This window comes from Candidatus Omnitrophota bacterium (genome assembly GCA_041649175.1).
Taxonomy (GTDB): domain Bacteria; phylum Omnitrophota; class Gorgyraeia; order Zapsychrales; family JBAZNR01; genus JBAZNR01.
The window spans coordinates 211,080-230,473 of the sequence record JBAZNR010000002.1 but is presented as its reverse complement, the minus strand read 5'-3'; the positions used below and the strand labels follow the sequence as shown (position 1 = coordinate 230,473).

The 19,394-nt window shown below is 43.5% G+C and carries 25 protein-coding genes; 8 read left to right on the top strand and 17 right to left on the bottom strand.

Going from position 1 to position 19,394, the window contains the following annotated elements:
• Positions 1-10: 10 nt before the first annotated feature.
• The 8 genes from WC676_06160 to folE form a co-directional block, all read right to left on the bottom strand.
• Positions 11-1,081 (bottom strand): 3-isopropylmalate dehydrogenase, encoded by a 1,071-nt coding sequence (locus tag WC676_06160; protein ID MFA5060195.1) that lies wholly within the window; start codon positions 1,079-1,081, stop codon positions 11-13.
• An 8-nt stretch (positions 1,082-1,089) separates the two neighbouring features.
• Complete coding sequence (fabF, locus tag WC676_06155; protein ID MFA5060194.1) at positions 1,090-2,334, bottom strand: beta-ketoacyl-ACP synthase II; 1,245 nt, start codon at positions 2,332-2,334, stop codon at positions 1,090-1,092.
• A 70-nt stretch (positions 2,335-2,404) separates the two neighbouring features.
• A complete protein-coding gene (acpP, locus tag WC676_06150) occupies positions 2,405-2,644 on the bottom strand; it encodes an acyl carrier protein (GenBank protein MFA5060193.1) in 240 nt (79 codons plus the stop codon).
• Between the two features lie 33 nt (positions 2,645-2,677).
• Entirely contained in the window at positions 2,678-3,418 is a 741-nt protein-coding gene (gene fabG / locus WC676_06145) for a 3-oxoacyl-[acyl-carrier-protein] reductase (GenBank protein MFA5060192.1), read from the bottom strand.
• Between the two features lie 142 nt (positions 3,419-3,560).
• A complete protein-coding gene (locus WC676_06140) occupies positions 3,561-3,974 on the bottom strand; it encodes a septal ring lytic transglycosylase RlpA family protein (protein MFA5060191.1) in 414 nt (137 codons plus the stop codon).
• A gap of 183 nt (positions 3,975-4,157) precedes the next feature.
• A complete protein-coding gene (locus tag WC676_06135; GenBank protein MFA5060190.1) occupies positions 4,158-4,511 on the bottom strand; it encodes a dihydroneopterin aldolase in 354 nt (117 codons plus the stop codon).
• A gap of 5 nt (positions 4,512-4,516) precedes the next feature.
• On the bottom strand, positions 4,517-5,236 hold the full coding sequence (locus WC676_06130) for an SDR family oxidoreductase (protein ID MFA5060189.1): 720 nt from the start codon (positions 5,234-5,236) through the stop codon (positions 4,517-4,519).
• Between the two features lie 19 nt (positions 5,237-5,255).
• On the bottom strand, positions 5,256-5,831 hold the full coding sequence (gene folE / locus WC676_06125) for a GTP cyclohydrolase I FolE (protein ID MFA5060188.1): 576 nt from the start codon (positions 5,829-5,831) through the stop codon (positions 5,256-5,258).
• Between the two features lie 132 nt (positions 5,832-5,963).
• Here folE and hisJ point away from each other — a divergent pair, with 132 nt between their 5' ends.
• From hisJ to bcp, 3 genes are read left to right on the top strand one after another with little or no spacing between them, the layout of a single operon-like run.
• Positions 5,964-6,770: a histidinol-phosphatase HisJ gene (gene hisJ, locus WC676_06120; protein MFA5060187.1), complete on the top strand. Its 807-nt coding sequence runs from the start codon at positions 5,964-5,966 to the stop codon at positions 6,768-6,770.
• Positions 6,767-7,228, top strand: a complete 462-nt coding sequence (locus tag WC676_06115; protein MFA5060186.1) for a VOC family protein — start codon at positions 6,767-6,769, stop codon at positions 7,226-7,228. The genes hisJ and WC676_06115 overlap by 4 nt, the downstream gene beginning before the upstream one ends.
• Before the next feature lie 18 nt (positions 7,229-7,246).
• Positions 7,247-7,717: a thioredoxin-dependent thiol peroxidase gene (gene bcp / locus WC676_06110; protein MFA5060185.1), complete on the top strand. Its 471-nt coding sequence runs from the start codon at positions 7,247-7,249 to the stop codon at positions 7,715-7,717.
• A gap of 2 nt (positions 7,718-7,719) precedes the next feature.
• Here the strand turns inward: bcp and ispG are convergent, their stop codons facing one another.
• On the bottom strand, positions 7,720-8,937 hold the full coding sequence (ispG, locus tag WC676_06105) for a flavodoxin-dependent (E)-4-hydroxy-3-methylbut-2-enyl-diphosphate synthase (protein MFA5060184.1): 1,218 nt from the start codon (positions 8,935-8,937) through the stop codon (positions 7,720-7,722).
• A 190-nt stretch (positions 8,938-9,127) separates the two neighbouring features.
• Here ispG and ispH point away from each other — a divergent pair, with 190 nt between their 5' ends.
• Genes ispH through murB form a run of 5 tightly spaced genes read left to right on the top strand, consistent with a single transcriptional unit; the run spans position 9,128 to position 12,212 of the window.
• A complete protein-coding gene (ispH, locus tag WC676_06100) occupies positions 9,128-10,048 on the top strand; it encodes a 4-hydroxy-3-methylbut-2-enyl diphosphate reductase (GenBank protein ID MFA5060183.1) in 921 nt (306 codons plus the stop codon).
• 20 nt (positions 10,049-10,068) lie between these two features.
• A complete protein-coding gene (locus WC676_06095; GenBank protein MFA5060182.1) occupies positions 10,069-10,323 on the top strand; it encodes a 2Fe-2S iron-sulfur cluster-binding protein in 255 nt (84 codons plus the stop codon).
• Between the two features lie 5 nt (positions 10,324-10,328).
• Positions 10,329-10,718, top strand: a complete 390-nt coding sequence (locus WC676_06090) for a molybdenum cofactor biosynthesis protein MoaE (protein MFA5060181.1) — start codon at positions 10,329-10,331, stop codon at positions 10,716-10,718.
• Entirely contained in the window at positions 10,718-11,257 is a 540-nt protein-coding gene (locus WC676_06085; GenBank protein ID MFA5060180.1) for a cob(I)yrinic acid a,c-diamide adenosyltransferase, read from the top strand. The genes WC676_06090 and WC676_06085 overlap by 1 nt, the downstream gene beginning before the upstream one ends.
• The gene (gene murB / locus WC676_06080) at positions 11,250-12,212 is read left to right on the top strand and encodes a UDP-N-acetylmuramate dehydrogenase (protein ID MFA5060179.1); all 963 of its coding nucleotides are present in this window, start codon (positions 11,250-11,252) and stop codon (positions 12,210-12,212) included. Before WC676_06085 ends, murB begins: the two co-directional genes overlap by 8 nt.
• Here murB and moaA read toward each other — a convergent pair whose 3' ends face one another.
• The 8 genes from moaA to WC676_06040 are packed head-to-tail and all read right to left on the bottom strand — an operon-like array spanning position 12,213 to position 19,393.
• A complete protein-coding gene (gene moaA, locus WC676_06075; GenBank protein ID MFA5060178.1) occupies positions 12,213-13,325 on the bottom strand; it encodes a GTP 3',8-cyclase MoaA in 1,113 nt (370 codons plus the stop codon).
• Positions 13,322-13,783 (bottom strand): SUF system NifU family Fe-S cluster assembly protein, encoded by a 462-nt coding sequence (locus tag WC676_06070; GenBank protein ID MFA5060177.1) that lies wholly within the window; start codon positions 13,781-13,783, stop codon positions 13,322-13,324. Before WC676_06070 ends, moaA begins: the two co-directional genes overlap by 4 nt.
• On the bottom strand, positions 13,776-15,005 hold the full coding sequence (locus tag WC676_06065) for a cysteine desulfurase (GenBank protein MFA5060176.1): 1,230 nt from the start codon (positions 15,003-15,005) through the stop codon (positions 13,776-13,778). Before WC676_06065 ends, WC676_06070 begins: the two co-directional genes overlap by 8 nt.
• A gap of 9 nt (positions 15,006-15,014) precedes the next feature.
• Positions 15,015-16,328 (bottom strand): Fe-S cluster assembly protein SufD, encoded by a 1,314-nt coding sequence (gene sufD / locus WC676_06060; protein ID MFA5060175.1) that lies wholly within the window; start codon positions 16,326-16,328, stop codon positions 15,015-15,017.
• Entirely contained in the window at positions 16,328-17,077 is a 750-nt protein-coding gene (sufC, locus tag WC676_06055; protein MFA5060174.1) for a Fe-S cluster assembly ATPase SufC, read from the bottom strand. Before sufC ends, sufD begins: the two co-directional genes overlap by 1 nt.
• A 37-nt stretch (positions 17,078-17,114) precedes the next feature.
• Positions 17,115-18,554, bottom strand: coding sequence for a Fe-S cluster assembly protein SufB (gene sufB / locus WC676_06050; GenBank protein MFA5060173.1), 1,440 nt, complete (start codon positions 18,552-18,554; stop codon positions 17,115-17,117).
• A 21-nt stretch (positions 18,555-18,575) separates the two neighbouring features.
• Positions 18,576-19,043: an Rrf2 family transcriptional regulator gene (locus WC676_06045; GenBank protein ID MFA5060172.1), complete on the bottom strand. Its 468-nt coding sequence runs from the start codon at positions 19,041-19,043 to the stop codon at positions 18,576-18,578.
• 8 nt (positions 19,044-19,051) lie between these two features.
• Entirely contained in the window at positions 19,052-19,393 is a 342-nt protein-coding gene (locus WC676_06040; GenBank protein MFA5060171.1) for a 4a-hydroxytetrahydrobiopterin dehydratase, read from the bottom strand.
• Between the last annotated feature and the right edge of the window lies 1 nt (position 19,394).

Below are 19,394 nucleotides of genomic sequence, written 5' to 3'. Positions count from 1 at the left end.
TTGAGATTTTTTATAGCAGCTTAACGACTAAATCGCCGACTTCGGTTGTGGAGTAACCCATTTTTCCTGCGGCTAAGTCTTTTAATTTTTCACGGACAACTTTTTTTACGGAATTTTCGATCATCACGGCGGCTTTGCTTTCGCCAATTTGCTGTAAGAGCATTGCTCCCGCGCAAATGGCAGCCAATGGATTGATGACATTTTTTCCGGTGTATTTTGGGGCTGAACCGCCGATAGGTTCAAACATCGAGACACCTTCGGGGTTGATATTTCCTCCGGCGGCAATTCCCATTCCGCCTTGGATCATGGCGCCGAGATCGGTAATGATATCACCAAACATATTATCAGTCACGATGACATCAAACCATTCCGGATTTTTAACAAACCACATGGTGGTGGCATCGACGTGTGTGTAATCGGTTTTGATTTCAGGATATTCTTTGGCAATTTCGTAAAATGTTCTTTCCCAGAGATCCCAGGCAAATGTCAGGACATTTGTTTTTCCGCAAAGAGTGAGTTTTTTTGCTTTTCCAAATTTTCTGGTGTATTCAAAGGCATAGCGCAGACAACGCTCGACACCTTTACGCGTATTGTGCGAAATTTGAATGGCGACTTCGTCTTTTGTTCCCTTGTTCTGAAACTCCCCTAATCCCTTGTAAAGTCCTTCAGAATTTTCTCGAATAACCGTAAAATTGATATCTTCGGGTTTTTTATTTTTTAAAGGGCAAAAGCGTTCATCGTAAAGCCCGACGGGACGCAAATTAATATATTGATCAAGGTCAAAACGAAGGCGAAGCAGAATCCCCTTTTCTAATATTCCTGGCTTAACATCCGGATGTCCAATGGCGCCTAAGAAAATAGCGTCAAATTTCTTTAAATCGCTAACAGCCGAGCTCGGCAAAACTTCTTTAGTCCGCAAATAACGCTCGCCGCCAAAATCAAAAGGCGTTGCCGTAAATTTGAACTGGCATTTTTGAGCGGCCGCTTCGAGGACTTTTAAGCCTTCGCGGACAACTTCCGGCCCTGTGCCGTCACCAGCGATAACCGCAATTTTATAGTTTTTTGTATTTTTCTCAGACATATTTTAATTTACGCTTTGAATTTCTTAACGGCAACAGTCGCGTTGTGCCCGCCAAACCCTAAAGAGTTTGAAATAGCAACATTAACCGTTAAATGCCGGGCTTTATTTGGAACATAATCCAAATCGCATTCCGGATCAGGTGTTTCATAGTTGATCGTTGGCGGAACAATCCCGTCTCTAATAGCCATAATACAAGCAATGATCTCAACGCCACCGGCGGCTCCTAGAAGATGTCCGGTCATAGATTTCGTTGAACTAACGGGGATTTTCTTGGCGAATTCTTTAAAGAAGCTTTTAATGGCTTTTGTTTCAACAGCATCATTAAGCTTAGTTGATGTTCCGTGCGCGTTTATATAGGAAACATCCTGAGGCTGCAATCCGGCATCATGAACAGCTAATTCCATAGCCTTAGCAGCTCCGTATCCGGTTTCATCAGGCGCTGTTACGTGATAAGCATCGGAAGTTCTTCCATATCCGACCACTTCTGCTAAAATTTTTGCACCGCGTGCCTTGGCATGATCCAAGGATTCTACGATAACAACCCCGGCACCTTCTGCCATGACAAATCCGTCGCGATTAAGATCGAACGGACGGCTGGCGCGTTCCGGTTCGCTGTTTCTTTTGGAAAGAGCTTTAAGCGCCGCAAATCCACCGACACCTAAAATGGTTGTCGCGCTTTCGGTTCCTCCGGCGATCATGATGTCCGCTTCATTATATTGGATAAGCCTAAAAGCATCGCCAACGGCATTCGTTGCGGTGGCGCAAGCGGTCGTGACACAAGTTGTTGGCCCTTTGGCGCCAGTATTGATGGAAACTTGCCCCGCCGCTTCATTCACAATAAGTTTTGGAATAAGAAAAGGCGAAATTCTTCCGGGGCCTTTTTTAAGATAGGTATCGTATTCCTCTTCCATTGTTTTTAAGCTTCCGATTCCGGATCCGATCAAAACACCCATGCGTTCGGCGTTGACATTTTTCATGTCCAGATTGGCCTGCGCCATTGCCTCTTTTGCCGCTACAACAGCAAATTGAACAAAACGCGCCAAGTGGCGCGCTTCTTTGCTGGAAAAATGATCATCGGGGTTATAATCAATGACGTGGCCGCAGATCTGCGAATCGAATTGGCTGGCATCAAAATGAGTGATGGGACGTATGCCGCTTTTTCCTTCCACAAGCGATTTCCAAAACTTCTCAGTTCCCGTTCCAACCGGAGAAACTGTTCCTAAGCCAGTGATAACAACGCGTTTTTTATTCATGGGCGGATATAAGTTTGCCCCGAACAGTAAAGTCGGGGCAATTTTTTAAGTGGGTTAGCGCAATGGGAAATTATTTATTCGCTGTTTTGCTTTCAATATATTTGATCGCATCGCCAACAGTTGCCATTTTCTCGGCGTCTTCATCCGGGATTTCAACACTGAATTCCTCTTCCAGAGCCATAACGAGCTCAACGGTATCTAAAGAATCAGCACCTAGATCATCAACAAAGGACGCTTGCGGCGTAACTTCTTCGGGTTTTACACCTAATTGCTCTGCGATAATTGACTTGATCTTATCTTCGACTGCCATGTACCAGCCTCCTTTTTATTTTCACCTGTTATATTACATCGCCATGCCACCATCAACGGAAATTGTTTGTCCGGTGATGTAATCGGCGTCTTTGGATGCAAGAAATAAGCAAACCCCGGCAACATCCTGGGGGGTTCCTAACTTTTCTAAGGGAACGGTTTTTAAGATCTGCTCTTTGACTTTTTCGCTCAATTTGTCGGTCATTTCGGTTTGGATATATCCCGGGGCGACCGCGTTAACTGTGATGCTTCTTGAAGCAAGTTCCCTGGCGATAGACTTTGTAAATCCGATAATGCCTGCTTTGCTGGCGGCGTAATTCGCCTGCCCGGCATTTCCTAATATCCCGATCACGGAAGCAATACTAATGATCTTGCCTTTTTTAGCCTTGAGCATTGACCGTGTGACGGCCTTGGTGCAATTGAACGTGCCTTTGAGATTCACGGCTAGAACTGCATCCCAGTCGCCTTCCGACATTCTTAAGAGCAAATTGTCTTTCGTGATGCCTGCGTTGTTAATTAATATATCAATGCGACTATATTTGTCAAGAATTTTATTGACCATTTCTTCGACACTTTTCCCATCGGTGACATTGCAAGAGAAATGGTCGGATTGAAAGCCGGCGCTTTTAAGCTCGGCGGCAGTTGCCCCGGCAGATTCGGCATTAATGTCGGAAATGATAACGGTAGCGCCTTCTTTGGCGAAAGTTTTCGCTATCTCTTTGCCGATGCCTCGGGCCGAACCGGTGATAAGCGCTATTTCATTTTTTAATCTCATATCACTTTTCTTTTTTGTTAATGGCCAACATCCTCAAATGCGTTAGTCATCATAACAATAGTATTTCTTTTTGCAAGAAAAAAATAAATTTATTTTTTATTATAGATGGAAGGTTATCAAAAGCGGTTTGATCGAGGGGTCTTTAGAGAAATTCGATTTCAACGTTCGTGAGGCCTGATTTTGGAGATTCGATCAGGGAGAAAGCGGCTCGGGTGAGATCGATGATCCTTCCCTGGCGGACAAAACGTTTATGCGGGCCGCGGTCATTGACGCGGACAATGATGGACTTGCCGTTGGATAAGTTAGTAACACGAATTCTTTGGTTGAACGGAACGCCCCACATCGCGCAGGTTAAGTCGGTATCATCAAAGATCTCGTTATTCGCTGTATGGCGGTTAATGCCGGGAGATTTCTTGGAATACCAGGATGCTTTTCCTAAACGCGTATATTTGGGGCTGGGCATAGCGGTTAACTTGGGCTCCATAGCGCGCGGAAAAAGCCCGAGGGCGAATGCAAATGTTAGAATGAATGTAATTCTCTTGATAGATTTTTTCATAAGTTGAAGAAAGGATAACACAGGTTTCTTGGTTCGGCAAGAATAAATTTTGTTCACAGCAATTGTAACATATTGATATTAAATAAGATACAATCAAGAAAATAAAAAATGATTTTTATTCCTCCAAAATGAATAAAATTGACTTAAAAATATCTGACTTATGAGAAATTAGCGCGGGGTTTTCTATCTCTTGCCAAAAACTTCGGCAGAAACTGACTTTGCAAAGCGTAGAGCTAGGGGTTTGTCGATACGAACGCTGGCCGATTTGATTCTGGAATCGCTTAGAACAATATCCAGAGTAAATTGGGCCAGTTTCTCCAGTAGAAAGAAGCGCGATGTAGATACTTCCCTAATAATATGCTTAGTTAGGGTTTTGTAATCAATGGCCTCTACTATATTGTCGTTTTTGATGGCTTTGGATGCATTGTATTGAAGGGTGATGTTAAGAAGGATGTTCTGTTTGATTTTACGTTCCCATGGATTGATCCCGATGATCGCTTTAACTTTGAGGTCGGTGATTCGGATCGTGGTCAGCATAGGATTTAGGATAGCAGGTGTTCTCCGCCATCGATAAAAATGGTTTGCCCGCTTACATAGCCGTTTTCAAGGAGAAATTGGATAGCGTGGGTAATATTAGTCGGATTCCCTCTTTTTTTAAGGGGAATGTTTTGCGCCAGCCGCTTTAAATATGTTTCGTCTTTGGCGGCTGGCGCAAGGATCAATCCCGGAGCGATGGCGTTCACGCGAATTTTTGGGGCAAATTGAAGAGCCGCTAAACTGGTGAATTCGCCCAGAAGCTTTTTTGATAAAAGATAGGCTGGATACGTGGTTTTAGAAGTTGTGATGTGTGTATCAAGGATATTGATGATCTGACCGCTCTTGCAGATTTTAGCGAAATCACAGGACAAGATATAAGGCGCTTTAAAATTGATGGAAAAGTGCATGTTGAATAACTTGAGATTGTCTGTCGTGAGTTTGGATTTCTTAAAAATGGAAGCACTATTGACAAGCAGGCTTAATTTAGGAAAACGGCGCGAAACTTTGGCGATAAGCGCCAAAGTTTCGCGCCCATTCTCTAAATCCGCCTTAAAAATCTCGCAGTGAACGCCAGTTTTGCGTATTTGGGAAGCTGTATTCTCGGCTTCTTTGCGGGACCTATTATAGTGAAGCGCGATGTCAAATCCCAATTGAGCAAGGCTTAGCGAAATAGCCTGCCCAATGCGTTTTGCGCCTCCCGTAATTAATGCGGCTGGTTTGGGCAAAAGGATTTCCTCGGTAAGATTATCGGATAAGGCTCAAGAATTCCGCACGCGTTGAGCTGTATTTGCGAAATGCTCCAAGCATGCATGATGTTTTCATGACGGAATTTTGTTTTTCAACGCCGCGCATCATCATGCAAAGATGCTGAGCTTCCATAACAACGCCAACGCCTGCTGCGCCGGTGTGTTTCATGATCGTTTCGGCAATTTGCTTTGTTAGATTTTCTTGCACTTGAAGCCGGCGCGCGAAGACATCAACGATCCGGGCGATCTTTGAAAGCCCGATGATCTTTCCTTTGGGCAAGTAGCCTACATGGCATTTGCCAAAAAACGGCAAAAGATGATGCTCGCATAAAGAATAAAGCTCAATATCCTTAACGATCACCATCTCATCAGTATCGGATTCAAAAATAGCGCTATTGACAACTTCGGCGATGTTGTAGGTGTATCCTTGTGTTAAATAATGAAAGGCGCGCGCCGCGCGTTCGGGCGTCTCCCTTAATCCTTCGCGGCTTGTATCTTCTCCGATGCTTGAAAGAAGCTCTCGGTATAGTTTGGCAACATCAGGTGTTGATTTTGCTGTTTTGTTTGTTTTCATAGCGTCAGAACTATATCACACGTGTTTTTCTCTGTCAAACACAAGAATACGCTAAAAATTTTTCCCATCTGAAACGATTATGCTATAATACGCCCATTAATTTTTCTTAACATAAAAACGAAGGAAGGATTTATGTCGCGTATTGTTTCTGATTATCATATGCATACTCCGCTTTGCGGCCACGCTGTTGGCTTGCCGAGCCAATATGTTGAACATGCTATAAAGATCGGCCTTAAAGAAATGGGGTTTTCCGATCACGCGCCTTTGGTGTCCCACCTTGATCCCAAGATCACTATGAATATGGAACAACTTCCACTTTATTTAGAAATGATCGAAGATGTTAAGAAGCGCTACGCCAAAAAGATCAAGATCAAAGTCGGCATTGAAGCTGATTTTCTTCCGGGATATGAGTCGAAAACAAAAGCTATTTTAAATTCTTACCCGTTTGATTATGTATACGGTTCCGTGCATTTTATCGGGAAATGGGGTTTTGATAATCCCGATGAGCGTGTTCGCTGGAAGGAAGAAGATATTAACTGCGTTTATCATGATTATTATGATCTGTTGCGCCGTTCGGCGCAGTCCGGCCTGTTTGATATTATGGCGCACGTTGATTTGGTCAAAAAATTTGGCAATCGCCCCGCGGAAGACATGGCGCATGAGGTTAGAAAAACCGCCGAGGTTTTTAAAGATTATGGCGTTGCTATTGAGATCAATAGCTCCGGTTTACGTAAACCCTGTAAAGAGATCTATCCTTCCCTGTGGAATTTACGAATTTATGCTCAGGCCGGGATTCCGCTGATCTTTGGATCGGATGCGCACGAGCCGCAACATGTCGGGAAAGATTTTGATAAAAGCCTTAAATTAGCCAAAGACGCCGGATTTAAACAATATGGTATCTTTGAAAAGCGAAAAATAAAAAAAGTCATTAAATTATGATTAAAATTCTTGGCATTGATCATGTCGCGATCAATGTTCGGGATCTCGATAAAGCACTTGAGTTTTACACAGAAGTTTTTGGACTGAACGTTACCAAGCGCGAACCATCGAAACCCGGCATTGAATATTTTCTTGATTGCGGTCCTTCCCTGATCGGTATCATTCAAGCAAAAGACCTTACGAGCGAACACCAGTTTGCCAATGATGGTTTGGGCGCAAATCACTTTTCTTTCCGCGTCCATGCGCAGGATTTCGACGAGATGATCAAGCGCCTGGAGGATCATCAGGTGCGAATCGAATTTGCCAAAAAGCGCGAAAAAAGCTGGTCGCTTTATTTTTATGATCTTGACGGCAATAAGCTGGAAGTGACGGCTTGGCCCCTGGAAGACGGAATTCCTGCTCAAAATCTGCAAAAAGTTATTTACGATCCCTATCGCAAAACCTGGAATCCTTATTAATTTTATCGGAGGATTATTATGCCTAAAATAAATGTCGGCGACAAAGCGCCCGAATTTAATGTTCCGGGAAGTAATGGCGAGAATATAGCCTTAAAAGATTTTAAGGGAAAGAAAAGCGTTGTCTTGTATTTTTATCCTAAGGATGACACACCGGGCTGCACGGTTGAGGCGTGCGGATTTCGCGACCAAATCAAATCTATCGCAGGCATTGATGCGGTCGTTTTAGGCGTGAGCCCGGATCCGGTGGATTCCCATAAGAAGTTTATCCAGAAATTTAAGCTTCCTTTTATTCTTTTAAGCGATGTTGATAAGAAAATTTGCCAAGATTATGGTGTTTGGGTGGGAAAAAGTATGTATGGACGAAAGTATATGGGCGTTGCGCGCACAACATTTATTATCGGTAAAGACGGAAAAGTTGTGAAGGTTTTTGAAAAGGTCAAGCCGGAAGGCCATGAAGCAGAAGTTATTGCGACGTTAAAGGAAGTGTAAGGTTACGGCAAAAATTTCTTCTTTAAATATTCTTCTAAAATCGTAATAAATTCTTCTTTGATGTTCTCGCCTTTTAGTGTTTTAAATTCTTTTCCATCTACGTAAACCGGCGCGATCGGTTTTTCCGATGTTCCGGGCAAGCTTATTCCGATATCGGCGTGACGGCTTTCTCCTGGGCCGTTCACCACGCAACCCATCACCGCGATTTTTAATTCTTCCACGCCGGGATATTGTTTTTTCCATGCGGGCATTCTACGTTCAATATGTTCATTAATGTCTTTCGCCAGAAATTGAAAATAATCACTTGAAGTGCGTCCGCATCCAGGGCAACTGGTCACGCTTGGCGCGAAATATCGAAATCCCATTGCCTGAAGCAGATTTTTGCAAACTTCTACTTCGCGTGAACGTTTGATTCCGGGCTGTGGCGTTAAAGAAACACGAATTGTATCACCAATTCCCTTTTGCAGTAAAATGCTTAATGCGGCGGCGCTTGAAGATATTCCGCGCACATCGCTTCCTGCTTCCGTTAGCCCCAAATGTAGAGCGTAATCACATTGTTCGGCTAAACGTTCATAAACTGTAACCATATCTTGCAAAACAGACATCTTAACGCTTAAAACGATTTTATCTTTTTTAAGGCCGATCTTTTGCGCAAGTTGAGCGCTTTGAAGCGCGCTTTTGATCATGGCGTCATAGGTGACTTCCTTGGCGTCTTTAGGATTTTTTAACTTCGCGTTTTCATCCATAAGGTCGGTCAAGAGCTCTTGATCTAGTGACCCCCAGTTAACACCGATCCGAACGGGCTTATCATACTCAACCGCAATTTTTACAATGCTTGAGAAATTTTCATCATGACGGTCACCTTTTCCGACATTGCCGGGATTGATGCGATATTTATCAAGCGCTTTCGCGCAATCGGGATGTTTGGCTAAAAGCGTGTGTCCGTTGAAATGAAAATCACCGACAATAGGAGTCCGATAGCCTTTGTCGCGAAGCATTTTGATGATCGTAACGGCACCGCGCGCGGCTTCATCATCATTAATGGTCCAGCGCACCAATTCGGAGCCGGCTTCGGTCAATTCAATTGTTTGCACGAGAGTCTTCTCAATATCGGCGGTTGGCGTATCCGTCATAGATTGAATGACGATAGGATAACCGCTTCCTAGTGTGACGGAACCGATTTTAACGAGAGGAGTTTTTCGACGTTTCATTTGAGACATTTTTATTAAATCCGCTAAAAATTGCCTTCAATAAGATTTGAACGCGTGATATAATTAGCACCAATTATAGTCGACAAGGTCGGTCAATTCAATCTAATAATTTCAACAGAGGCAACCCCTCGCTTTTAAGAGGCAAAGCTCGGGGCGTTTTCGCCTCTTCTACAGTTATATTTTAAGGAAGGCTTCAAACGTGGAAATATTTTTAGCGAAAACACAAGGGTTTTGCGCGGGGGTATCTTTTGCGATAGATATTGTAGAGGAAGCTTTGCAAAAATACGGCGCCCCCCTCTATGTTTATCACGAAATCGTTCACAATACTTATGTCGTGGAAAGTTTTCGTGGAAAAGGTGTTATTTTTGTGGAAGATATTGATAGTGTTCCGCAAGGAGCCAGGATCATCTTTAGCGCGCACGGTGTTCCTCCGAGCGTTGTTCAAAAAGCCAAAGCGCGCGGTTTAAATTTTGTTGATGCCACCTGTCCGCTGGTGACAAAGGTTCATCATGAGGCGGTTAAATTTTCACAGCTGAATTATGAAACCGTTTTGATCGGCCACCGCGGCCACCAAGAGCTGATCGGAACATCCGGGCATGTTAACCCGAAATTATTGCACGTTGTCGAAAATGAACATGATATTGATAATCTTAAAATTGATCCTAACAAGGAAGTTGCCTACATTACCCAAACAACCCTTTCCGTTGATGATACGGAGGTGATGATCGCAAAACTTCGGCAAAAATTCCCCAATTTGATCGGCCCGCCGCGTTCTGACCTTTGTTATGCCACGCAAAACCGTCAAGATGCGGTTAAAGAATTAGCTAAGATCTGCGATTTGATCATCATTTGCGGCTCACCTAATAGTTCGAATAGCAATCGTTTGCGCGAGACCGGAGAAAAGGCCGGATGCCAGAGTTTTATTATTGACAATGCCAATGAATTAGACTTAAATATCTTATCCGGGCAAAGAAAGATCGGGATCAGTTCCGGCGCATCCGTTCCTCGCTTGATCGTTGATGAATTGATCAGTCGGATAAAAAATAAATATCCCAAAACGGTTGTTCATGAATTTGAGAATCCGGAAAAGAATATCGCGTTCGCGCTTCCAAAAATTTAAGGGTAAAGGCAAGATCTAAAATGGCTAAATTGATCATCGATAATGCTGAACATGAAATTCCCGACGGATCGTCAATTGCGGAAGTTTGCGAGAAATCAGGAATTCCCTTTAGCTGTAATTCCGGAGTTTGCGCGACGTGTCAGGTGAAAGTTTTGGAAGGCGCGGAAAATTTAAGCGAATTGAACCAAGAGGAATTAGATCTCGGGATGGATCGCGATAATCGCCTCTCTTGCCAGTGTTCTATTAAAAGCGGTACCGTTAAATTGAAATATTAGTTCTCATGTTCGCCATTTCAGGAAAATCTTTAAAGAGCTTCATTCAAAAAAATACGCCAAAATCTTCTAAGGCCGGCGCTTTGGTTTCCTTTGAAGGTTTTGTGCGAAACAATAGCATGGGCCATAAGATTTCCGGGCTTGAATATCGCAGTACCGGGCCGCGGACTTTGCGAATTGGCAGAACGATCTTAAAAGAAGCAAAAAAAAAATTTGATGTTTATGAGCTGCGCTGCGTTCATCGTATCGGACGCTTAAAAGTCGGCGATAGAACGATTTGGATCGCTGCTCTTAGCGCGCATCGCGATGAAGCGTTTAAGGCATGCCGTTATGTAATCGAAGAATTAAAAAAGCGCCTCCCTATTTTAAAAAAAGAAATTTACGTGAGCGACTATTGATGAGCATTACAACGAAACAAGGCGATGAAGGCTTTAGCAGGCTTTTTTCCGGAGAAAAGGTCTTGAAAAATTCTCCTCGATTGGACGCGTATGGCGATATTGATGAATTAGTTTCCCTGTTAGGCATCGCCCGGAATTATGTAAAAAATAAAGAAGCAAAAAAAGATATTTTATATATTCAAAAAAGCCTCTTTGTCGCGGCGTCAGAGCTGGCGACGACCGCAAAGAAACTTTCCCGTTTGCCACAGCGTTTAGATGAGCGCATGTTAAGCGTATTAGATGAAAAGCGTTCCTGCCTAGAAGCTAAAACAAAGATTCCAAAAGGGTTTATTGTTCCCGCAAGTACTCTTTCAGCGGCCTATCTTGATTATGCTCGTGCGGTTTCCCGTCGATGCGAGCGAAAAATAGTTACGCTTTTAAAGAATAAAACCATTCAAAATAAAGTTTTGCTTATCTGGTTCAACCGCCTTTCGGATTATCTGTATTTGTTAGCGCGCCGCGAGGAACCTAAATCTCTTTTGGTTAAAGATAATGAATGATTATAAGTTTTTAGAAAAGGCTGGCTGTGAAGTTGCCGCTAACGTTCGCTTAGAAAAATTCACCACGTTTCAGCTTGGCGGCCCTTGCCCCTGTCTTGTTTCTTGCCAAACACCTCAACAGCTTGAGCAAACAATTCGTGAACTTCTGAATAGAAAACTGAAGTTTATCCTTATCGGCAGTGGTTCTAATTTACTTGTTTCCGACTCCGGATTAGATTGCGTTGTGGTTCGTTTTGTAAGCGAAAAACCACTGATCGAGCTTTCGGGAGAGAAAATCCTTGTTTCGTCAAGTACGCTTTTGGACGACCTGGCGCTTTTTGCCGCGCAACATTCCCTGGAAGGATTAAACTGCACGACCGGAATTCCCGGAACGGTTGGCGGTGCGATTGTCGGCAATGCGGGTGCCTTTGGAAAACAAATAAGTGATTGCCTAGAATCCATCGAGCTCTTAGATGAGGGTGGAATTAAACAAACCGTTTTCCCTTCTTCTCTGGATTTCCAATACCGACATTCAAATCTTAAGGAAGCCAATAAAATTGTTTTGTCGGCATGTTTTAAACTTATCCGTGGTGATAAAGAAAAGTTATTATCTGAGCGGCAAGAAATCCTTAAGATCCGCCATGAAAAACATCCTGATTTGATGCACTATCCGTGCGCCGGAAGCTTTTTTAAAAATATTGAGCCAACATCAGCGGCCGGCCGTCGTCAAGCCGCGGGTTGGTTTTTGGAGCAAGCCGGCGCAAAGGAAATGAAAGTCGGCGGTGCTGTTGTTTATGAAAAGCACGCCAATATTATTGTTAAATCGTCGGGATGCACGTCTCAAAATGTTTATGATCTATCAAGAAAGATGGCCGAGGTTGTTCAAAAACAATTTGGATTTTCTTTAACACGAGAAGTTCGACTTGTGGGAGAATTTAGCGGCTGCTTAGATGGATCCTGCCAGATAATTAAGTAATTACCCGCCTATTTGGTACATTTCAACTTTCTTAGAATGGAAATTTTTTTGGGAGAGTGTAAAGCGTTCTTCGGAATAGCGGTCACTACGATTTTTCCAAGTATTACTAATTGCTTGCAGCAATTCTTGTTCTGTCGCGCCGCGGCGCAGCTGTGAACGCAGGTCTAACCCGGAACCGGCGAAAAGGCATGTATAAAATTTTCCATCGGTCGATAGCCGTGCGCGCGTGCATGTTCCACAAAAAGGCTGCGTAATTGACGAGATGAATCCAATTTCTCCCTGCCCGTCTTTGTATCGATAACGCGCGGCAACTTCTCCCTGATAATTTGGTTCCATAGCTTCAAGAGGAAAACGCTCGTCGATTATTTTTAAAACTTGCGCGGACGGGACAACAAGGTCACAGCGCCAGCCGTTTTGGTTTCCTACATCCATATATTCTATAAAACGGATGATGTGTTTTGTTCCTCTAAAATATTCGGCTAATTGCAGGATGTTTTTATCGTTCAAGTTTCTTTGGATGACGGCATTAATTTTTAAATTTCCAAAACCGCATTGTTGCGCGGCCGTAATGCCTTCCAAAACTTGGGTTAACTCGCCTTTACCGCCGCTCATGACACGAAAGGTATTCTCGTCCAGCGTATCAAGACTTATGGTAATTCGCGAGAGTCCGGCATCGCGTAAAGATTTCGCGTGGTTTTTAAGAAAAATACCGTTTGTTGTCAGCGCTAGATCAGAAACACCTTTAATACTTCGAATTTTCTCAATAAGGCTGGGAAGGTTTTCCCGTAAAAGCGGTTCGCCACCGGTAATGCGCACCTTAGAAACACCTAAATTAACGAAAACTTGCGTTAATTTCCTTATCTCCTCAAATGTTAGCCACTCTTCTTTTTTAAGAAAATGATACTGGTGCCCGCCTTCTTCGCCGGGCATACAGTAAGGACAGCGAAAATTGCAGCGGTCGATAACAGAAATCCGCAGATCATTTAGTGGGCGGCGATGTTGATCGACGGTAGCGTTTTTAAAAATGGCCGGATCAGCGATAGAAGGTATCGTACCTAATCCATCGACCGCATCAGTCAGCGTTGAATAATGAGGGCTGTGGGAAGCGTTCATTTTTCCGTAGAGACAGTTTGGATCTTATTTAAAGCACCGTTCATTGTATGCCAGGAAAGAACAGCGCATTTAACGCGTGATGGATATTGCCATATTCCGGAAAATATAGAAAGTTTTCCGAGAGTGTTCGGGTCTTTTGTTGGGTTTAGTTCTCCCGTGACAAGCTTATGGAATTCCGCAAAGGTCTTTTTAGCCTCATCGGCTGTCTTGCCCTTCAAGCTGGCTGTCATCATGGATGCGGATGCCTTTGAGATAGCACAGCCTGATCCTTCAAAAGAAACATCCTCGATAATATTGCCTGAATTAATCTTCATGTAAACCATCAAATGATCGCCGCAAAGCGGATTATATCCTTCGGCAAAATGCGTTGGGTTTTCCAGCTTTTTAAAATTACGCGGATTTTTATTATGTTCCAAGATGACTTGCTGGTAAAGTTCGTGGCGCGCGGCATCACTCATGAAAAACTTCCTTTGCTTTATGAATAGCGGAAACAAGTTTATCGATCTCTTCGGTTGTATTATAAAACGAAAGCGATGCCCGGGCTGTGGCGGGTACGTTAAACCGCTGCATCAAAGGCATGGTGCAGTGATGTCCGGTACGAATGGCAATTCCCTCTTCGTCGATCAAAGTTCCAAGATCGTGCGGATGAATATTGTTTAAAACAAATGAAAGCACAGAAACTTTTTCTTTAGCAGTTCCGATCAAACGAAGACCGGGGATCGTTAAAAGAGCTTTTGTCCCGTAGTTAAGCAGGTCTTGTTCCTGGACGGATGTTTTCTCAATTCCCAAAGATTGGAGATAATCGACCGCCGCGCCTAAACCGATAACGCCGGCAATATGAGGAGTTCCTGCTTCAAATTTATAAGGCAAGGCATTGTAGGTTGTTTTTTCAAATGTTACGGAGGCGATCATATCTCCGCCGCCTTGGACCGGTGGCATTTCGTCAAGAAGCCTCTCTTTTCCGTAAAGAACGCCGACTCCCGTTGGGCCAAACAACTTATGCCCTGAAAATGCCAAAAAATCACAATCAAGGTCTTGGACATCTATTTTCATATGGCTGACGGCTTGCGCCGCGTCAATGAGGACCGGGATATTGTGTTTTTTTGCCGTCGCAATGATTTTTTTGACCGGATTGATCGTTCCTAAAGAATTTGACGCGTAAACAATGGAAATAAATTTGGTGCGTTCATTGATCAATTTTTCAAATTCCGGAAGGATCAAAGTGCCGGTATCATCAATAGGAATTATTTTTAAAGAACACCCCTTCTCTTCGCAAAGAATTTGCCACGGAACAATGTTGGAATGATGTTCCATGTGCGAAAGGATGATCTCATCGCCTTTTTTAAGGAATTTTTTTCCATAGCTTTGGGAAACGAGATTGATGGAATCCGTCGTTCCTCGGGTAAAAATTATCTCGGAAGCCTTTGAAGCATTAAGGAAGTTCTTGATTTTTTGGCGTGATCCTTGAAATGCGGCCGTGGCTAGCTCGCTTAAGTGATGAACACCGCGATGAACATTGGAAGTTTCGGCTACATAGTGATGCGTGAGGGCATCAATAACCCTTTGCGGTTTTAGGGTTGTAGCGGCATTATCAAAGTAGACCAAAGGTTTTCCGTGGACTTTACGGCTGAGAATAGGAAAATCTTTGCGTATTTGGTTTACGTCAAAATGCGTAAGCATCGGATGCGCTCACTGTAAGATTGTTGATGCGGATGTCAAGACGCTGTCCAACCGGCCTTTGACATCCGAAGATTCCACTCTATCTAAGATATCATTAACAAAGCCCCTGGAAAGCATTTTTGTTGCTAATTTTTTTGGGATGGCGCGTGTTTCAAGATAAAAAAGTTCGTCTTCATCGAGCTGTCCGATAGTGGCTCCGTGTGTACACTTGACATCGTCGGCAAATATTTCTAGCTGCGGCTTTGTGTCAACTTGGCATCCCGCGCCCAAGAGAAGATTTTTATTAAGTTGGTAGGAGTTTGTTTTTTGCGCTTCTCGGCGCACAAAGATCTTTCCGTTAAAAACAGCGCGGGCATGGCCGTCTAAAATACCTTTATAAAGTTGATTACTGGTGCAATTTGGTGGACGATGATCGACTGATGTGTGATTATCAATGTGTTGATGGTCAGTTACGGAATAAAGGCCGTTAAGGACGGCATCGGCGCCTTCGCCATTTAAGACAATGGAAAGATTATTGCGTACTAATTTTCCGCCGACCGATAAAGAAAAAGATTCAAAGTGGCTGTCGCGTTCTTGAAAAGCGCGGGTTGCCCCGATATGAAAAGCATTCTTCCCTTCGCTTTGGATCTTGTAGTGATGCAATTTGGCGTTCGCCGCTAAGAACACGTCTGAAACAGCTCCGGTTAAATAGCTTTTCTCGGAAGAGGAAGCATAGGTCTCGATGATCTTGGTTTCGCTTGATTTTCCGGCAAGGATAAGTGTGCGAGGGAAAATCACCGAATCTTTAGAGAGCGTATCAGTCAAATGGATGATGTGGATGAGCCTTCCTTCGATAACATTCTCACTGACTTTAATAAAGGTGCCGTCTTTTAAAAAAGCATTATTTAACGCGCAAAATGCGTCGTCTTGGCGAAGATCATATTTATTGATCAAAGAAGCTAGGTCTTGGTCTTTTTGAGCGGCTATATTGCCGATATTAACAATACTAATTCCCTTAGGCAGGTCTTTTGTCTCCGATAATTCGGAGGAAAAATGTCCGTTCACAAAAACAATATTAATGTCCTGGGGATTTAAATGGCGTTGTAACAATTCCTTGTTTTGCAGCTGGCTTTCTTTCGGAAAATAAAATTTCCTTTCTAAGATGCCGCGGGTATCGGTATATTTCCACTCTTCATTTTTTATCGTTGGAATTCCCAGCTCCAAAAAATGCTTTGCGGCGTTTTGGCGTAACGGACTAAGCCAGGCAAGATTGTTAGCAGATGACTGCTCAAAATCTTTTGCTTCCGGAAGAAAATTCATAGAGTTTAATTCGGGCGTTTTCATTAGGTGATCCAGTCGTACCCTCGTTCTTCAACCTTAAGCGCGAGTTCTTTTCCTTCAGATTTAACAATGCGCCCGTCGTAAAGAATGTGGACAAAATCCGGGATAATATAATTCAAAAGGCGTTGATAATGGGTAATGACAATGATCCCCATGTTTTTATTTTTCAGTTTATTGACACCGTCAGCGACAATGCGCATGGAATCGATATCAAGGCCTGAGTCGGTTTCGTCAAGGACGGCTAATCGCGGAGACAAAATTGCCATTTGTAATATCTCATTACGCTTTTTCTCGCCGCCGGAAAAATCCACATTGACCGGACGGTCGATGAACTTTTCGTTCATTTCTAAAAGTTTCATTTTTTCGCGAAGAAATTCATCAAACTCCAACGGGTCCATTTCATCGACGCCTTGGTGCTTGCAGATCTCATTGAACGCGGCGCGTAAAAAAACAGATCCCGATACGCCGGGAATCTCTACGGGATATTGAAACGCCAGGAAAATTCCTTCTTTGGCGCGTTCTTCCGGTTCAAGCTCTGCGAGGTTGATCTTCTTCAAGTTCACTTCGTAATCCATCCGTCCTTTGGTGACCTTGTATTCCGGATGCCCCGCGATGATCTTGGCTAAAGTGCTTTTTCCGGAACCATTGGGCCCCATAATGGCATGGATCTCCCCCGGATTAACTTTTAGGTTTAATCCTTTGAGGATCGGTGTTTCATTGACCGAAACATGTAAATCTTTAATATCTAACATTGCTCTCATCCATCCTTTTTATTTATTGTTCGTGTGATTATCCCACACTGCCTTCAAGTTTAAGCTCTAAAAGCTTTACCGCTTCAACGGAAAACTCCAGAGGCAGTTCTTTAAAAACTTCTTTGCAAAAGCCATTGATGATCAGAGAAACGGCTCCCTCGGCATCAAGGCCGCGTGATTTTAGATAAAAAATCTGCTCGGCATTGATCTTTGAGGTCGATGCCTCATGCTCTAGCGTTGCCGTGTTGTTCCTCACTTCAATATAAGGAAATGTATTCGCGCTGCAGTTATTTCCGATCAGCATGGAATCGCACTGAGAAAAATTACGCGCGCCGGATGCCTGCGGAGATATTTTTACGAGCCCGCGGTAATTATTGTTTGAATAATCACTGGAAATTCCCTTTGAGATAATGGTGCTTTTGGTATTTTTTCCAATATGGATCATCTTGGTTCCGGTGTCGGCCTGCATACGATTATTGGTCAAGGCGACCGAATAAAATTTCCCTATTGAACCGTCGCCTTGCAAAATAACGCTCGGATATTTCCAGGTGATGGCGGCCCCTGCCTCAACCTGGGTCCAAGAGATCTTTGAATTCTTTCCGATGCAGTGTCCGCGTTTGGTCACAAAGTTATAAATACCGCCCTTGCCTTCTTTGTCGCCGGAATACCAGTTTTGCACCGTAGAATATTTGATTTCCGCATTATCCAATGTGACCAATTCCACAACGGCCGCATGAAGTTGGTTGGTGTCGCGAATAGGCGCGGTACATCCTTCTAAATAGCTGACATAACTATTATCTTCGGCCACAATAAGCGTTCGTTCGAATTGCCCTGATTCAGCGGCATTAATTCGAAAATATGTTGAAAGCTCAAGCGGACATTTGACGCCTTTCGGGATATAGCAAAATGAACCATCGCTAAACACCGCGGCATTTAAAGCGGCAAAGAAATTATCCGTATACGGGACGACCGAACCCAAATATTTCTTTACTAAATCCGGATGGTTTGAAATAGCCTCAGACATAGAGCAAAAGATAACACCCTCTTTGGCGAGAATATCTTTGTGGGTTGTCGCCACCGAAACACTGTCAAAAACGGCGTCAACGGCTACTCCTGAAAGGCGTTTTTGTTCGCTTAAAGGAATTCCAAGTTTTTCAAATGTCTTAACGAGCTCTTGGTCAACCTCATCTAAGCTTTTTAACTTATCTTTATTTTTCTTCGGCGCCGAATAATAGGTCGCGTCTTGATAATTAATGGGCGGATAGTGAAAATTAGGCCAATGCGGCTCTGTCATGGTTGTCCAATGCCGGTAGGCCTTAAGGCGCCACTCGAGCATGAAGGCAGGCTCGTTCTTTTTTTGCGAGATCATGCGCACGACATCTTCACTCAGCCCTTTAGGAATTGTGTCCGATTCGATATCGGTGATAAATCCGTATTTATAATCGCTATTTAATTTTTCATCTAATATTTTAGACATTTTATTCCGTCACTTTTATTTTTACTTGGTGATAGCGCTGTTAGTGCGACTCTTTGCTTTTACGGTTTGCGCATTTTGATGCTTTGCTCCGATCAGCTCTTCAATGGTGATCATTCGAAAAAGCTTGCTCATTCGTTCATTGAGGTTAAGCATTGGCCCGATGATGTTGCAGCAGGACGCCAAGTCGCAATGGGCGTAGTTTCCATGAAAACAATTCGCGATCTGGATGGGCCCGACGATCATTTCAGACAGTTGTGAAAACGTGACTTTAGAAAGGTTTTTAATGATCTGGTAGCCGCCGTAAGCGCCGTGTTCAGCTTTTAAAATTCCGTTTTGCGCCATGATCTGTAAAACGCGCGATGTGGGATCAAACGGTGTTTTGTAAGCTTCGCAGATTTCTTTTGCTGAAACTAATTGCCCTTTGGGAGCGTGGTTGATGTAGCGTAGCGAGATAAGCGCGTATTCGACTTTTCGGTTGATCTTAAACATTTTTCTCCTTAGGGTAGCAGCTTGTTTATTTTTGCGGCTAAAATAAAATCGTTCTCGGATAATCCCTTTATGGCGTGCGTGCTCAACTCCACGCAAAGTTTTCGATAACCGGTCAAATGCAGATCAGGGTGATGATTTTCAGCTTCTGCCAGTTCAGCGATGTCATTGATCAAATCAACGGCATCTAAGAAATTCTTCATTTGAAAATCCCGGTAAATCGTTTTTCCGTCCTCGCGCAGTTGCCATCCGATAATTGCCGGAAGATATTGAGCGGCTTTGTTTGTATCAAAGGCGCTTGCCTTTCCTTCGCAAGGCTGGCACTTTTTTTGGATCAGATCGGATGTGTCCATG

Bases quoted from the DNA above. Each gene is read 5' to 3' on its own strand.
- WC676_06160 (MFA5060195.1), bottom strand. From the start codon at position 1,081: ATGTCTGAGAAAAATACAAAAAACTATAAAATTGCGGTTATCGCTGGT.
- fabF (MFA5060194.1), bottom strand. From the start codon at position 2,334: ATGAATAAAAAACGCGTTGTTATCACTGGCTTAGGAACAGTTTCTCCG.
- acpP (MFA5060193.1), bottom strand. From the start codon at position 2,644: ATGGCAGTCGAAGATAAGATCAAGTCAATTATCGCAGAGCAATTAGGT.
- fabG (MFA5060192.1), bottom strand. From the start codon at position 3,418: ATGAGATTAAAAAATGAAATAGCGCTTATCACCGGTTCGGCCCGAGGC.
- WC676_06140 (MFA5060191.1), bottom strand. From the start codon at position 3,974: ATGAAAAAATCTATCAAGAGAATTACATTCATTCTAACATTTGCATTC.
- WC676_06135 (MFA5060190.1), bottom strand. From the start codon at position 4,511: ATGCTGACCACGATCCGAATCACCGACCTCAAAGTTAAAGCGATCATC.
- folE (MFA5060188.1), bottom strand. From the start codon at position 5,831: ATGAAAACAAACAAAACAGCAAAATCAACACCTGATGTTGCCAAACTA.
- hisJ (MFA5060187.1), top strand. From the start codon at position 5,964: ATGTCGCGTATTGTTTCTGATTATCATATGCATACTCCGCTTTGCGGC.
- WC676_06115 (MFA5060186.1), top strand. From the start codon at position 6,767: ATGATTAAAATTCTTGGCATTGATCATGTCGCGATCAATGTTCGGGAT.
- bcp (MFA5060185.1), top strand. From the start codon at position 7,247: ATGCCTAAAATAAATGTCGGCGACAAAGCGCCCGAATTTAATGTTCCG.
- ispG (MFA5060184.1), bottom strand. From the start codon at position 8,937: ATGTCTCAAATGAAACGTCGAAAAACTCCTCTCGTTAAAATCGGTTCC.
- WC676_06095 (MFA5060182.1), top strand. From the start codon at position 10,069: ATGGCTAAATTGATCATCGATAATGCTGAACATGAAATTCCCGACGGA.
- WC676_06090 (MFA5060181.1), top strand. From the start codon at position 10,329: ATGTTCGCCATTTCAGGAAAATCTTTAAAGAGCTTCATTCAAAAAAAT.
- WC676_06085 (MFA5060180.1), top strand. From the start codon at position 10,718: ATGAGCATTACAACGAAACAAGGCGATGAAGGCTTTAGCAGGCTTTTT.
- murB (MFA5060179.1), top strand. From the start codon at position 11,250: ATGAATGATTATAAGTTTTTAGAAAAGGCTGGCTGTGAAGTTGCCGCT.
- moaA (MFA5060178.1), bottom strand. From the start codon at position 13,325: ATGAACGCTTCCCACAGCCCTCATTATTCAACGCTGACTGATGCGGTC.
- WC676_06070 (MFA5060177.1), bottom strand. From the start codon at position 13,783: ATGAGTGATGCCGCGCGCCACGAACTTTACCAGCAAGTCATCTTGGAA.
- WC676_06065 (MFA5060176.1), bottom strand. From the start codon at position 15,005: ATGCTTACGCATTTTGACGTAAACCAAATACGCAAAGATTTTCCTATT.
- sufD (MFA5060175.1), bottom strand. From the start codon at position 16,328: ATGAAAACGCCCGAATTAAACTCTATGAATTTTCTTCCGGAAGCAAAA.
- sufC (MFA5060174.1), bottom strand. From the start codon at position 17,077: ATGTTAGATATTAAAGATTTACATGTTTCGGTCAATGAAACACCGATC.
- sufB (MFA5060173.1), bottom strand. From the start codon at position 18,554: ATGTCTAAAATATTAGATGAAAAATTAAATAGCGATTATAAATACGGA.
- WC676_06045 (MFA5060172.1), bottom strand. From the start codon at position 19,043: ATGTTTAAGATCAACCGAAAAGTCGAATACGCGCTTATCTCGCTACGC.
- WC676_06040 (MFA5060171.1), bottom strand. From the start codon at position 19,393: ATGGACACATCCGATCTGATCCAAAAAAAGTGCCAGCCTTGCGAAGGA.